The organism is Caulobacter sp. FV1ye6ST (genome assembly GCF_058681225.1).
The window spans coordinates 3,166,167-3,181,378 of the sequence record NZ_CM178733.1 but is presented as its reverse complement, the minus strand read 5'-3'; the positions used below and the strand labels follow the sequence as shown (position 1 = coordinate 3,181,378).

Here is a 15,212-nt window from a genome sequence, read left to right as displayed (position 1 = left end):
TCAGGCCGGCGAGGGGACTTCCTCGGCCGAGACGTGGTTCAGGGCGATCACCCATCGCCCGGCCACCTTGCGCATCAGCCGGGTGTTGATCCCCCGCTGGGCCTGCCTGGGTCGGTTCAGCTCATAGCGGCTGATCAACTGGGCGGCGTCGGGGCCGAGGATCTCGACCTTGATGTCGTGGAAACGCACCTCGCCACGCGTGTCGGCCGAGGCGCCGTAGTCGCGGATGTAGTGGTCCAGCGTCCCCTGCCAACCGTTCTGGAAACGGCCTTTCGACACGAAGACCACGCCCGGATTGAGAAAGCCGGCCATGTAGCCCGCGAAGTCGCCGCGGTTCCACGCCGCCTGCATGTCGGCGATGACCTTGAGGATGGCGGCGGTCTCGGCCGCTTCGTCCGGAGCGCGCGCGCATTTCCCGGGCGCGGCGGCCAAGGCCGGCGCCGCCGTCATGGCCAGCGCCAGGGCCGCCAAGCCGCGCCGACTGGCGCCTTCGATCGATCCCGCCATACGAACTCCCTGTTTGCGGTGCGCTTCATAAGGTATACGTTATTATAAATACCAGGGTCTGGGGAGGCGTGGAATGCCAACCGTCCAGCCGGCGTCCAAGAGATGTCTGCCCAACGCGTTTTGGCTGAGCGCGTGGCGACCGGCCTCGGCGCGCTGGCCCGCATGGCCTCCGAACCATCCCCCCAGGTCAGATTTCGTCGGTCTCCTTTGCCAGAAGAGGAGGCGGGCCAAGGCCGGTTCATGAGCGCGGTCTGACCAATAGAGCGGCAAGTCCGACCCGAGACTCCCGACCCTTCACAAATCGGAAACACGGGCTTGACCATTTTCTGATCCAATATACCGTATTCTGTATACGGTAATCGGCCGGGTCATTTCCCGCCCTGAACCCGTCTTAGGCGGTGCTTGTCTTCGAGTGACGAGTATCGAGCGCGCCCGCATGTCCGAATGGCGGAACATGAGAGCGTCGTTGCATCACGTAGTGAGAACTAACGGTCCGGAAAATACCTACGACATCGATCAGAATTGGGGGATGAGCATGAGAAGTGGTGATCAGAATACGGGCGTGTCTCGGAAAAATCTTCGCTCTATCGTTCTATGTTCCAGCATGATCGGCGGCTTCCTGGCGATCGGCGCGCCAGCGCTGGCCCAGACCGCGCCCCCCGCCGCGCCCCAGACCGCGCGGAGCGACGCGCCCGCGACGGTCGAGGAGATCATCGTCACCGGGTCTCGCCTGGTGCGAACCGACCTGACGGCGCCCAGCCCGACCACCGTGGTCGGCGAGATGGAGATCAAGCAGTCGGGCAACGTCACGCTCGAAAAGACCCTGAACCAGTTTCCGCAACTGGCCTCGGGCAACACCTCCACCGTCAACAACGGCGGCGGCTCCGGCGTGCTGACCGCCAATCTTCGCGGCCTGGGCTCGACCCGGACCCTGGTGCTGGTCAATGGCCGGCGGTTCATCCCGGCCAACTCGGCGGCCGACGTCGACCTGGCCAGCATCCCGGACACGCTGATCAAGCGGACCGAGATCATCACCGGCGGCGCCTCGGCGGTCTATGGCTCCGACGCCATCGCCGGCGCGGTCAACTTTATCCTGAAGGACAATTTCGAGGGCTTCGAGGCGTCGGGCCAGTACGGAGTCACCGACCGCGGAGACGCCAAGTCCAAGAAGCTGGACCTGACCATGGGCGCCAATCTGGATGGCGGGCGCGGCAATGTCGCCATGTCCCTGTCCTACACCAAGCAGGACCCGATCACCCAGAACGACCGCGACTTCTCCAAGGTCCCGCTGGGCGAGGTGAACGGCGCCCTGGTCTATTCGGGTTCGGGCAGCATCCCCGGCACGCGCGTTCCGCTCAGCGCCAGCCAGCGCGCCCAGCTGGTCGGCGTCAACCTGACCCCAAGCGGCACGTGCACCTCGGTCACGGGTATCCGCTTCGGCGCGAACGGCGTGGTGCTGCCCTACTGCCAGCCGGAAGACACCTACAACTACGCGCCGTTCAACCTGCTGCAGCGCCCGCTGGAGCGCTACAACGTCTCGACCATCAGCCACTACAACCTGACCGACCACGTCACGGCCTATGCCGAGGCGTTCTTCGTCAACTCGCGCAACAACTCGATCCTGGCGCCGGACTCGTTCACGCCGGTGACGCCCGGCGCGGCGTCCTCGACGCTGTTGGTGCCCAACTACGCCACCAACGCCGCGCTAACGCCGGCGCTGCGGCAGTTCTTCGTCAGCAACGCCGCGATCTTCGATCCGAACCGCACGGGCACCGCCTCGGTGGTCGGGGGCGGGCGGCGCGCCGATGAACTCGGCACGCGCAACTCCTTCTACGAGCGGCAGTCCTACGAGATCACCACCGGCCTGCGCGGCGACTTCGACGTCCTGGACCACAACTGGCGCTGGGACGCCTTCTACCAGTACATGCGCAACCGCACCGACACCCACAACGAAGGCACGATCAACCAGACGCGCCTGAGCCAGGGCCTGGACGCCATCGTCAACTCGGCCGGTCAGGTGGTCTGCCGCAGCGGCGCGCAAGGCTGCGTTCCGGTGTCGATCTTCGGCCTGGCCTCCATCAGTCAGGCGGCCGGCAAGTTCCTGACCCCCGACCGCGACGCTCACGACATTTTCGAGCGGCAGGTCGGCGGCGGTTCGCTGAGCGGCTCGCTGTTCACCCTGCCGGCCGGCCCCGTCGCCATGGCGGTCGGCGCCGAGTACCGCAAGGACCAGTACGCCTCCAGCCCCAGCGCCTTCGACCTGAACGGCGAATATGGCGCGGCGTCCTCGAACGCCCTGAAGGGTTCGTTCGACGTCAAGGAAGTCTTCGGCGAGCTGCGCGTGCCGCTCCTGGCCGACCTGCCGTTCGTCAAGACCCTGGCCGTCGAGGGCGCGGCCAGGTACTCGGACTATTCGTCGATCGGCGGCGTCTTCGCCTGGAAGGCCGGCGGCGAGTATGCGCCGATCGACTGGGTCCGGTTCCGCGGCGCCTATAACCGCGCGATCCGCGCGCCCAACATCGCCGAACTCTACGCGGCCCGGGCGCAAGGCTTCACCGGCGGGACCGACCCCTGCGCCACGGCTCAGAAGCCCACGGCCGCCCAGAAGCAGCTCTGCATCGCCCAGGGCGTGCCGGCCGCCGACATCGAGACCTTCACCCAGGCCACGCTGGGCCTCACCCAGGAAAGCGGCGGCAACCCGAACCTGACGGAAGAGAAGTCCAGCACCTTCACGATCGGCGCCGTCATCTCGCCGCCGATCATCCCGCGCCTGAACATCACGGTCGACTACTTCAACGTCGAGGTGAAGAACGCGATCACGACGATCAACGCCCAACAGACGCTGAACGACTGCTTCACCAACCTCAATCTCAACAGCGTCACCTGTCAGGCGGTCAAGCGCCTCCCCAGCGGCCAGATCGACTTCGTCCGCACCAGCAACAGCAATATCGGCCAGCTGAAGGTGCGCGGCGTCGACGCCCAGGTGGACTACAAGCTGCCGCTGCCGTCGGTGCTGGAGCTGGGCGGTCCAGCCAACCTATCGCTGACCGCGGTGGCCAGCTGGCTGCTCGAACGTTCGACCCAGGTGCTGGCGAACCAGAAGCCGCAGGACTGCGCCGGCTTCTATGGCGCGGGCTGCTCCAGCGGCACCGGCGGTTTCATCACCCCGGACTTCAAGCTGAACCTCAGCGCCAACTACACCAGCGGCGACGTCACCCTGCGCCTGGCGGCCCGGATGATCGGCGACCTGGAACTGTACCCGACCGCGACCAACGTCGTGAAGAAGGTCGATCCGACTTGGTACGTCGACGGCTCCTTCGCGGTGAACGTGACCAAGCAGGTCAGCCTGTTCGGCGGGGTCAACAACCTGCTCGACAAGCAGCCGCCTATCCTGGGCACCACCCTGGTCGGCGACGCCAACACCGACGTGTCGCTCTTCGACACGCTGGGCCGGCGCTACTTCATGGGCGCGCGGCTGCGCTTCTAGGCCAATAGTCGACGGCCGCGGGCGATGCGCTCGCGGCCGTCGACCCTGGGGAGGGGAAACGATGAAGAGACTGGCTCGAATGCTGCTGACCTCGGTCGCGGCGGTGATGATGGCGAGCGCGCCGCTGAACGCCTCCTTGGCGGCGCCGTTGGACGACGCGCCGACCGTCAAGGCGGGCAAGGTCGCCGATCCGATCCCGAAGCGGACGGAAGGGGTCGGCCCGTTCAACCGCGTGGTGTTGCGCAACGTCACCATGATCGACGGCACCGGCGCCCCCGCCCAGGGCCCGGTCGACATCGTCCTGGTCAATGACCGCATCGCCGAGATCCGCACCATCGGCGCGCCCAAGGCGATCGATCCTTCGGCCCGCGCCGCCAAGGGCGACTACGAGCTGGACCTGACCGGCTACTACGTGATGCCGGGCTTCGTGGACGCCCACGTCCACCTGCACGACCTGAACGACGCCCAGCATGTGCCGTCCGACTACATCCTCAAGCTCTGGATCGCCAACGGCGTCACCTCGGTGCGCGAGGTCGGCAGCAGCCGGCCGATCGAGTGGCTGGCCGACATCAAGGCCCGCAGCGCCCGTAACGAGATCGTCGCGCCGCGCATCGACATCTATCCGTTCTTCCACAAGATCCGGACCACGCCGGTCAATGATCCGGTCCAGGCGCGCCTGGCCGTGCAGGAAGCCAAGGCGCGCGGCGCCGACGGCATAAAGTTCATCGGCGGTTCCGAGGACGTGCTGTTCGCCGCCATCGAGGAGGCCCACAAGATCGGCCTCCACACCACCATGCACCACGCCCAGCCCAGCGTGGCCTTCGCCAACGTGCTGACCACCTCGGCCCACGGCCTGGAGTCGATGGAGCACTGGTACGGCCTGCCCGAGGCGATGTTCACCGACAAGCGTCTGCAGAGCTGGCCCACGGACTTCGTCAACAATGACGAGCAGGACCGCTTCGGCGAGTCCGGCCGGCTGTGGGCCCAGACCGCCGCCCCCGGCTCGGCCAAGTGGGAGGAGGTCATGCAGACCTTGCTGGACCGCAAGTTCACGCTGGACCCGACCTTCACCGCCTATCTGGCCAGCCGTGACCTGATGCGGATGAGCCGCGCGAGCTGGCACGACGACTACACGATGCCGGCGCTGTGGGACTACTACCGGCCCAGCCGGGTCAATCACGGCTCGTACTGGTTCGACTGGACCACCGAGGACGAGGTCGCCTGGAAGGACAACTACCGCCTCTGGATGCGGTTCGTGAACGAGTACAAGAACCGCGGCGGGCGCGTCACGGTCGGCAGCGACAGCGGCTACATCTACAACCTGTATGGCTTCGGCTACGTCCAGGAGATGGAGCTGCTGCGCGAGGCCGGCTTCTCCTCCCTGGAGGTCATCCATTCGGCGACCCAGGAAGGCGCGCGGCTGCTGGGCCACGAGGACCAGGTCGGCACGATCCGCGTGGGCCGCAAGGCCGACCTCGTCATCGTCCAGGGCAATCCGCTGGCCAATCTGAAGCTGCTGTTCGGCACCGGCTCGCTGCGCCTCAACGACGATACCGGCAAGGTCGAGCGCGTCGGCGGCGTGGCTTGGACCATCAAGGACGGCATCCTCTATGACGCGCGCAAGCTGCGCGAGGAGATCCGCCAGTCGGTGCTCAAGGAAAAGACGGCGCGGGGACTGCCCGCCGGACCGATGCCGATCGAGGCGATCGATCTGACTCACTGATTTTCGATGGTTCGCGTGACGTGGGAGTAGGGGCATGAGCAAGGTTTCGATGGGACGGACGATCGCGGCGGCCTTGCTGGCCGCGAGCGTCATGGCGGGCGCCGGTCAGGCGATGGCCCAGGCCGGCGCCGCCGACGCGCGGCTGAAGGCGCTGTACGAGCGAGAGTGGGCCTGGCGGCAGGGCGAGCTGGGCCGGGTCCGCGACGACAACGGCCGCTGGGGCGACGGCGCCGATCACTTGCCGCGCGTCGACGCCAAGAGCCAGGCCGCGCGTCTGGTCTACTGGACCGCCGTCCTGGCCGAGCTGGACAAGATCCCTGTCGCCCAACTGTCGCCCGAGGAGAAGATCAACGCCGAGATCTTCCGCGCCTCGGTGAAGGCCCTGGCCGACAACGCCCGCTTCAAGACCTATGAGGCGCCGTTCAACGCCGACACCTTCTTCTGGTCGGGCCTGGCCCCGCGCGGGGCGCTGAAGACGGCCAAGGACTATCGCAACTACATCGCCCGAATGCGCGATATCCCGCGCTATTTCGACGAGCAGACCGCCAACATGCGGTCCGGCCTCAAGCGCGGCTACAGCGTGCCACGCGTGGTGGTGACCGGCCGCGACAAGACCATGGAGCCGAACCTCTCGACCGGCGCCGACAATCCGTTCCTGGCCCCGTTCGCGACCATGCCGGCCTCGATCCCGGCCGAGGAGCAGGCGGCCTTGAAGGGCGAGGCCCAGCAGGTGCTCACCCAGGCGGTGATCCCAGCCTACACGAAACTGCTGGCCTTCATCCGCGACGAGTACATGAAGCAGGCCCGCACCACCCTGGCCGCGGAGGCCGAGCCGGACGGCAAGGCCTTCTACCAGTCGCAGATCGAGGGCTTCACGACCCTGACCCTGACGCCCGAGCAGATCCATAAGATCGGCCTGGAGGAAGTCGCCCGGATCAGCGCCGAGATGGAGGCCGTGAAGGCCGAGACCGGCTTCACGGGCACGATGCCGGAGTTCCTGAAGTTCCTGCGCACCGACCCGCGGTTCTATCCGAAGACGCCCAAGGAGCTGCTGTCATTCTCGGCCTATGTGGCCAAGCGCGTCGACGGCAAGCTGGCCGACACCATCGGCTTCCTGCCCCGCCGGCGCTTCGCGATCCTGCCGGTGCCGCCGGCCCTGGCGCCGATCTACACCGGCGGCCGCGGCGGTCTCGACAGCTGCCTGATGAACACCTACGACCTGCCGTCGCGGCCCCTCTACACGCTGACGGCCCTGACCCTGCACGAGTGCAATCCGGGCCATGCCTTCCAGGCGGCGGTGGCGGCCGAGGCCAAGAACCGTCCCGACTTCCGCCGTCAGACCTCGTTCTCGGGCTACGGCGAGGGCTGGGCGCTCTACATGGAGTGGTTGGGCACGAAGATGGGCATCTATGAGACGCCTTATGAGAACTTCGGCCGGCTGTCCTACGAGATTTGGCGCGCCAGCCGCCTGGTGATCGACACCGGCATCCACCACTACGGCTGGACCCGCGAGCAGGCCCAGCAATACCTGCGCGACCATACCGCGCTGTCCGAGCACGAGATCGAGACCGAGATCGACCGCTATATCGCCTGGCCCGGCCAGGCGGTTGCCTACAAGCTGGGTGAGATGGTGATCCGCCGGAAGCGCGCCGAGGCCGAGGCCAAGCTGGGTCCCAAGTTCGACCAGCGAAACTTCCACGACGCGATCCTGGCGCTGGGCTCGGTGCCGCTGTCGACCCTGGAGGCGCGGCTGGACCAGTTCATCGCCGACGGCGGGGTCAATCCGCCCGGCTTCAACCCGGCCCTGCCCGAAACCAAGTAGGGGAAAGGTCGTGGAGTTGATCGATCGACGCCTGTTGCTGGCCCTGGCCGGGGTGGCCGCCTCGGCGCCGTCGCTGCTGAGCGCCGCGCCGCTGGCGCCGCTGGGCCCAGCCAGCCCCTTGCCGCTGTCGGACGTCCGGCTGCTGGACTCGCCCTGGCTGGAGGCGGTGGAGGCCAATCGCCGCTACCTCCACGCCCTTGAGCCCGACCGGCTGCTGCACAACTTCCGCACCAGCGCCGGCCTGCCGCCCAAGGGCGCGGTCTATGGCGGGTGGGAGAGCGACACGATCGCCGGCCATACCCTGGGCCACTATCTGACGGCCCTGTCGATGATGTACGCCCAGACCGGCGACGCCGAGTGCAAGCGGCGGGTCGACTATATCGTCGGCGAGCTGGCGGTGGTTCAGGCCGCGCACGGCGATGGCTATGTGGCCGGCTTCACCCGCAAGCGCGGCGACATCGTCGAGGACGGCAAGGCGATCTTCCCCGAGCTGATCGCCGGCGACATCCGCTCGATGGGCTTTGATCTCAACGGCTGCTGGGTGCCGTTCTATAACTGGCACAAGCTGTTCGCCGGCCTGTTGGACGCGCAAGCCTATTGCGACAATCAGCAGGCCCTGAAGGTCGCGGTGGCCCTGGGCGGCTATATCGACGCCGTCTTCGCCAAGCTTTCCGACGCCCAAGTGCAGACGGTGCTCGACTGCGAGCACGGCGGCATCAACGAGAGCTTCGCCGAACTCTACGCCCGCACCCGCGATCCGCGCTGGCTGGCCCTGGCCGAGCGCCTGCGCCACGCCAAGGTTCTGGACCCGCTCAGCCAGCGCCGCGACTCCCTGCCGTGGATCCACGCCAACACCCAGATCCCCAAGGTCATCGGCCTGGCGCGGCTGCACGAGCTGACCGGCAAGGCCGACCAGGCCGTGGCGGCGCACTTCTTCTGGGAGACGGTGACCCGCGACTACAGCTACGTGATCGGCGGCAATGCGGATCGCGAGTACTTCACCGCCCCCCGCACCATCTCGCGCCACATCACCGAGCAGACCTGCGAGAGCTGCAACACCTACAACATGCTGAAGCTGACCCGGCATCTCTACGGCTGGCAGCCCCGGGCGACGATGTTCGACTATTACGAGCGCGCCCACATCAACCACATCCTGGCCCACCAGGACCCGTCGACCGGCATGTTCGCCTACATGGTCCCGCTGATGTCGGGCTCGGCGCGCAGGTTCTCGCGGCCGTTCGACGACTTCTGGTGCTGCGTCGGCTCGGGCATGGAGAGCCACGCCAAGCACGGCGACTCCATCTGGTGGCGCGGCGGCGACACCCTGCTGGTCAATCTCTACATCCCCTCGACCGCCCGCTGGGCCGAGAAGGGGGCGAGGTTCCGGATGGAGACGGCCTATCCTTTCGGCGAGCGGGTCGAGATCGTGGTCGAGGACCTGGACAGCCCGATGGATGGGAAAGGCGATTTCGGCCTGGCCCTGCGCATCCCCGGCTGGTGTCAGGGCGCGCGGGTCAGCGTCAACGGCGAGGCGATGTCCGCGGGACCCGCCGGCGACTACACGATCCTGCGCCGCACCTGGCGCAAGGGCGATCGGGTCACGCTGGACCTACCCATGACGCTGCGGACCGAAGCGACGGTTGACGACTCCTCTGTGCTGGCCGTGCTGAAAGGACCGGTGGTCCTGGCCGCCGATCTGGGAGCCTCCAGCCAGTCCTATGAAGGGCCGGCCCCGGCCTTGGTCGCCCGAGATCCGCTGACGGGCTTCGTTCCCGTCGAACCCGCCCTTGGTAAGTACCGCACCCAGGGGATCGGCAAGCCGGCCGACCTGTCGTTCGCGCCATTCTACCAGCAGCGCGACCGCCGCACCGCCGTCTATTTCGCGACCTTCGACGAGGCCGGCTGGACGAAACAGCAGGTCGCCTATGCCGTCGAACAGGCGCGCTTGCAGGACCTGGCGCGGCGCTCGGTCGACGTCATGCACCTAGGCGAGATGCAGGCCGAGCGTGATCACGGCCTGACCGCCAAGAACAGCTACGCCGTCACCTATCGCGGCCGGCATGGGCGCGACGCGCGCACCTTCGGCTTCTTCGAGTACAAGGCCGCGGTGAAGCCGGGGCCGCTCATCCTGCAAGCGACCTACTGGGGGGAGGAGCGGAACAAGCGCTTCGACATCCTGATCGACGGCGTGCGGATCGTCACCCAGGCGCTGACCGGTCAGCATCCGGGCGATTTCTTCGATGTGGACTATCCGATCCCGCAAGAATTGACCCGGGGCAAAGGAAGCGTGAGCGTACGATTCCAGCCCGCCGACAACACCACCCGCTGTGGTCCGGTCTTCGGCGTGCGGGTCTATGCGCCGTCGGGGTCTTCGAGAACAACCTGACCAGGGCATGGGGAGGAGGGGCGTTATGAAACGAGTTTCCGGAGTGGTGATCGCGCTGGCGCTAGCGGCCCAGCCGATGCTGGCGCACGCGCAAGCCGCGAAGCCGGCGGCTACCGCCACGAGCGCCGACGCGCGCCTGAAGGCGCTCTATGACGCCGAGTGGACCTGGCGCGCCCAGGAGTTCGGCCGCGACGCCGACGACGAGGGCGGCGGGGCCGGCGACCGCCTGCCGCGCGTCGACGCCGCCAGCCAGCAGCGGCGGCTGGTCTACTGGACCAACGCCCTCGCGCGGCTGGACAAGATCCCCATCGAGCAGCTGTCGCCCGAGGAGAAGGTCAACGCCGCGGTGTTCCGCACCGCGCTGGAAGCCTTCGTCAGCCAGATCAAGTTCGAGGAATACGAGGACCCGTTCGGCTTCTGGACCTGGATGGCCCCGCGCACGGGCTTCGGGACCGTCGCCGAATACCGCGCCTATCTGGGCCGGCTGCGCGACATGCCGCGCTATGTCGACGAGCAGATCGCCAACATGAAGGCGGGCCAGGCGCGCGGCTTCACCAAGGCCAGGGCCTCGATCGAGGGCCGTCACACCACGATCGCGCCGCTGGCCTCGGGCGACCCGGCGGCCAATCCGTTCTTCGGCCCGTTCGCCAACATGCCGTCGTCCATTCCCGCCGGCGAGCGCGACAAGCTGATGGAAGAGGGCCGGGCGGCCGTCACCGGCAGCGCCGCGCCGGCCTTTGGCAAGCTGCTGGCCTATGTGCGCGACGACTATATCCCGCACGCTCGGACCGATACCGCCGCCGAGAACCTGCCCGACGGCAAGGCCTTCTACCAGGCCAAGATCCGCGAATACACGACCACCGACCTGACCGCCGACCAGATCCACCAGATCGGCCTGAAGGAGGTGGCGCGCATCGACGCCGACATGCGGGCGACGATGAAGCAGGCCGGCTGGACCGGCGACTTCCAGGGCTTCCTGAAGTACCTGAAGACCGACCCGCAATTCTACGCCAAGACGCCCTACGAGCTGATCGCCAAGTCGGCCTATGTGGCCAACAAGGTCAATGGCCAGCTGAAGTTCACCATCGGCTTGCTGCCGCGCTATCGTTTCACCATCGTGCCGACCCCGGCGGCGATCGCGCCGTTCGGGACGGGCGGCAATGGCGGCCTCGAGAGCTGTCTGATGAACACCTACAACCTGCCGGCCCGGCCGCTCTACACCATCCCGCCGCTGACCCTGCACGAGTGCGTGCCGGGCCACAGCTTCCAGGCGGCGCTGGCGCTGGAAGGGCCCAACCGTCCGGCGATCCGCAAGCGGACCTACTTCTCGGGCTATGGCGAGGGCTGGGCGCTCTACATGGAGTGGCTCGGGACCAAGATGGGCGTCTACGAGACGCCCTATGACGAGTTCGGCCGCGAGACCTACGAGATGTGGCGCGCCGCCCGCCTGGTGGTCGACACCGGCCTGCATCACATGGGCTGGTCGCGCCAGCAGGCGCTGGACTACCTCTCCAGCCACACCGCCCTGTCCGACCACGAGGTGACGATCGAGGTCGATCGCTACATCAACGATCCGGGCCAGGCCCTGGCCTACAAGCTGGGCGAGATGCTGATCCGCCGCAAGCGGGCCGAGGCGGAGGCCAAGCTTGGCGCCAACTTCGACCAGCGCTGGTTCCATGACACGATCCTGGGCCTGGGCTCCGTACCGCTGCCGACCCTGGAAAAGGCCATCGACGACTGGATCGCCGGCGGCGGCAAGAACCCCAACCCCGCGATCGTTTCCTGACCCTAAGCCCTGACCACTTCCCGCCCGTCCTGGATGGAGACTTCCCTTGTTCGTTCGCTCCCTGATGCTCGTTTCCGCCCTGGCCCTGATGGCGGGCGCGCCGGCGGTCTCACTGGCCCAGACCGCCGCGCCGGCCGCCGCCAACGCCACCGAAGCCGACAGTCGCCTGAAAGCGCTCTATGACACCGAGTGGGCCTGGCGGCAGAAGGAGTTCGGGCGTCTGGCCAGCGATGCGCCGTTCAGCGGCGGCGCCGGAACCCTGCAGCATGTCGACGCGGCCACCCAGGAGGCCCGCCTGGCCTACTGGACCAAGACCCTGTCCGAGCTGAACAAGATCCCCGTCGACCAGCTGTCGCCCGAGGAGCGGATCAACGCGGCGGTGTTCCGCACCAGCCTCGAAGCCTTCGTCGCCCAGGGCAAGTACCGGACCTGGGAAGCGCCGTTCAACGCCGACAGCCAGTTCTGGTCGGGCCTATCCGCCCGTAGCGGCTATTCCAGCGCCGAAGCCTATCGCCGCTACATCGGCCGCATGCGCGACATCCCGCGCTATTTCGACGAGCAGATCGCTAACATGAAGGCCGGCGTGGCGCGCGGCTTTACCGTCCCGCGCGAGGCCCTGAACGGCCGCGACGCCACCATCGCCGCCTTCACCGACGTCGATCCGGCCAAGAACGGCTTCTACGAGGCGTTCGCCACCATGCCGTCGTCCATCCCGGCCGATCAGCAGGAAGCCTTGCGGGCCGAGGCGAGGCAGGTGATCGCCCAGTCGGTTGCGCCGGCCTACCAGAAGCTGCTGGCCTATTATCGCAACGAGTACCTGCCCAAGGCGCGCAAGACGATCGCCGCCGAGGCCCTGCCGGACGGCAAGGCCTACTACCAGGCGCAGATCAAGGAGTTCACGACCACCGACCTCACCGCCGAACAGATCCACCAGATCGGCCTGTCGGAGGTGGCGCGGATCTCGGCCGAGATGGAGAAGGTCAAGGACCAGAGCGGCTTCAAGGGCGACATGCCCGCCTTCCTGAAGTTCCTGCGCACCGACCCGCAATTCTACGCCAAGACCCCCGACGAACTGCTGGGCGTGTCGGCCTATGTGGCCAAGCGCGTGGACGGCAAGCTGAAGGACACCATCGGCCTTCTGCCGCGCTACCGCTTCACCATCGTGCCGGTGCCGGCCGCCATCGCGCCCTACTACACGTCCGGCCGGGGCGGGCTCGAGTCCTGCCAGATGAACACCTACGACCTGCCGTCGCGGCCGCTGTACCAGATCCCGGCCCTGACCCTGCACGAGTGCAATCCGGGCCACAGCTTCCAGGCCGCCGTGGCCCTGGAGCAGACCGGCCGGCCGGCTTTCCGCAAGCAGACCTACTTCTCGGGCTATGGCGAGGGCTGGGCCCTCTACATGGAGTGGCTGGGGACCAAGATGGGCATCTACCGGACGCCCTATGAGGACTTCGGCCGGCTGTCGTTCGAGATGTGGCGCGCCGCGCGGCTGGTCATCGACACGGGCATCCACCACGACGGCTGGACCCGCCAGCAGGCCATCGACTACCTGGCCAGCCATACCGCCCTGGCCCAGCACGACATCGAGACCGAGGTCGACCGCTACATCAGCTGGCCGGGCCAGGCCCTGGCCTACAAGCTGGGCGAGCTGAGCATCCGCAAGAAGCGCGCCGAGGCCGAGGCCAAGCTCGGCCCCAAGTTCGACCAGCGCAAGTTCCACGACGTCATCCTCGCGCTCGGCTCGGTGCCGCTGCCGGTGCTGGAGGCGCGGATCGACAAGTACATCGCCGACGGCGGCGCGAGCCCGACGACGCCGGCCCCCTAAGACCTTCCCGCGGACCCAGAAAACAAGACTTCCATCCGGAGATTTCCATGCGTGCGTATCCCCTCATAGCCGCCCTGGGCCTGGCCGCCCTCGCGGCTCAGCCCGTCCTGGCTCAAGAGAAGCCGCCGGCCGCCGAGGCCCCGGCCAAGGCCCCCGACAAGGTCAAGGGCGAAGCCGTCGACCTGGCCCAGGCCACCGCCGAGGAAGACGCCCAGCCCAAGCGCGGCTCGGTCACCGTCGCCGGCAAGGTCATCGGTTACACCGTGACCCCCGGAACCCTCGTCATCCGCAACGACGACGGCGAGGCGGTGGCCTCGATGTTCTACGTCGCCTACGTCGCCGACCGGCCCAAGGGCTCGGCGCCGCGTCCGGTGACCTTCACCTACAATGGCGGCCCGGGCTCCTCGAGCATGTGGCTGCACATGGGCTCGATCGGCCCGGTTCACGTGGAGACACCGCTGGTCGACGTCGCCGCGCCCGCGCCCTACAGGATCACCGAGAACCACGAGACGATGCTGGACAAGACCGACATCGTCTTCATCGACGCCATCGGCACCGGCCTGTCGCGGCCGATCGGCAAGTCGAAGGGACCGGAGTTCTACGGCGTCGACCAGGACATCGACGCCTTCGCGCGCGGCGTCATGCGCTACCTGACCATCAACGACCGCTGGGACAGTCCCAAGTTCCTGTTCGGCGAAAGCTACGGCACCCTGCGTTCGGCCGGCCTTGTTCACGCCCTGCAGGAGCGCGGGGTGCAGGTCAACGGCGTCGTCCTGCTGTCGTCGATCCTGAACTATGGCGTCCGCCAGCCCGGCTTCGACCAGATCTTCGTCACCTACCTGCCCAGCTACGCGGCCACGGCCTGGTATCACAACCGCCTGCAGAACCGCCCGGCGACGCTGGAGCCGTTCCTGACCGAGGTGCGCGAGTGGGCCCGTGGACCCTACGCCACCGCCATGGCCAAGGGCTCGGACCTCGGCGACGCCGAACGCGCCGCCATCGCCAAGCAGATGAGCGCCTATACCGGCCTGTCGGAGAAGTTCCTGCTCAGCGTCGACCTGCGCGTCGAGCTCTCGCGGTTCCGCAAGGAGCTGCTGCGTGACCAGGCCCGCACGGTCGGCCGCCTGGACTCGCGCTTCAAGGGCATCGACGTCGACGCCGGCGGCGACAGCCCCGAGTTCGACGCCACCGACACCGCGATCAGCGGGGCCTATATCGGCGCGCTGAACAAGTACCTGTTCGGCACGCTGGGCTACAAGACCAAGCTCAGCTACCGCCCGAACTACTACGCCCAGATCGGCGGCGGGAAGTGGGACCAGAAGCACAAGGCGCCGGGGGCTCGTGGAGGCGGCGGCCAGATGGCCCTGGCCGACACCGCGCTCGACCTGTCTATGGCCATGCGCCAGAACCCGAAGTTGAAGGTGCTGTCGCTGAACGGCTATTACGACATGGCCACGCCGTTCTTCGGGGCGGAGTACGATCTCAAGCACATGCAGATCGACCCGACCCTGCGGAAGAACCTGACCTACAAGTACTACGAGTCCGGGCACATGGTTTACATCAACCCGGCGGTCACCACGCAGTTCAAGAAGGACCTGGACGGCTTCTACGACAGCGCGACGCAGGGCAACTAAACGGGCCACTCGGCTGACTGAAGATGCTCCCGATCACGC

At 67.3% G+C, this 15,212-nt stretch carries 8 protein-coding genes; 7 read left to right on the top strand and 1 reads right to left on the bottom strand.

Annotated elements, in window-relative coordinates; genetic code table 11:
* Positions 1–507 (bottom strand): YybH family protein, encoded by a 507-nt coding sequence (locus ACW175_RS15300; protein ID WP_492100904.1) that lies wholly within the window; start codon positions 505–507, stop codon positions 1–3.
* Positions 508–1,111: 604 nt separating this feature from the next.
* Here ACW175_RS15300 and ACW175_RS15295 point away from each other — a divergent pair.
* The 7 genes from ACW175_RS15295 (at position 1,112) to ACW175_RS15265 (ending at position 15,173) form a co-directional block, all read left to right on the top strand.
* A complete protein-coding gene (locus ACW175_RS15295) occupies positions 1,112–3,994 on the top strand; it encodes a TonB-dependent receptor domain-containing protein (protein ID WP_492100903.1) in 2,883 nt (960 codons plus the stop codon).
* A gap of 61 nt (positions 3,995–4,055) precedes the next feature.
* A complete protein-coding gene (locus ACW175_RS15290; protein WP_492100902.1) occupies positions 4,056–5,717 on the top strand; it encodes an amidohydrolase family protein in 1,662 nt (553 codons plus the stop codon).
* Between the two features lie 34 nt (positions 5,718–5,751).
* Complete coding sequence (locus ACW175_RS15285) at positions 5,752–7,539, top strand: DUF885 domain-containing protein (RefSeq protein ID WP_492100901.1); 1,788 nt, start codon at positions 5,752–5,754, stop codon at positions 7,537–7,539.
* A gap of 10 nt (positions 7,540–7,549) precedes the next feature.
* Entirely contained in the window at positions 7,550–9,925 is a 2,376-nt protein-coding gene (locus ACW175_RS15280) for a beta-L-arabinofuranosidase domain-containing protein (RefSeq protein WP_492100900.1), read from the top strand.
* A gap of 25 nt (positions 9,926–9,950) precedes the next feature.
* Positions 9,951–11,711: a DUF885 domain-containing protein gene (locus tag ACW175_RS15275; protein WP_492100899.1), complete on the top strand. Its 1,761-nt coding sequence runs from the start codon at positions 9,951–9,953 to the stop codon at positions 11,709–11,711.
* Positions 11,712–11,757: 46 nt separating this feature from the next.
* Positions 11,758–13,539: a DUF885 domain-containing protein gene (locus ACW175_RS15270; RefSeq protein ID WP_492100898.1), complete on the top strand. Its 1,782-nt coding sequence runs from the start codon at positions 11,758–11,760 to the stop codon at positions 13,537–13,539.
* 47 nt (positions 13,540–13,586) lie between these two features.
* Positions 13,587–15,173 (top strand): S10 family peptidase, encoded by a 1,587-nt coding sequence (locus ACW175_RS15265; RefSeq protein ID WP_492100897.1) that lies wholly within the window; start codon positions 13,587–13,589, stop codon positions 15,171–15,173.
* Positions 15,174–15,212 lie beyond the last annotated feature (39 nt).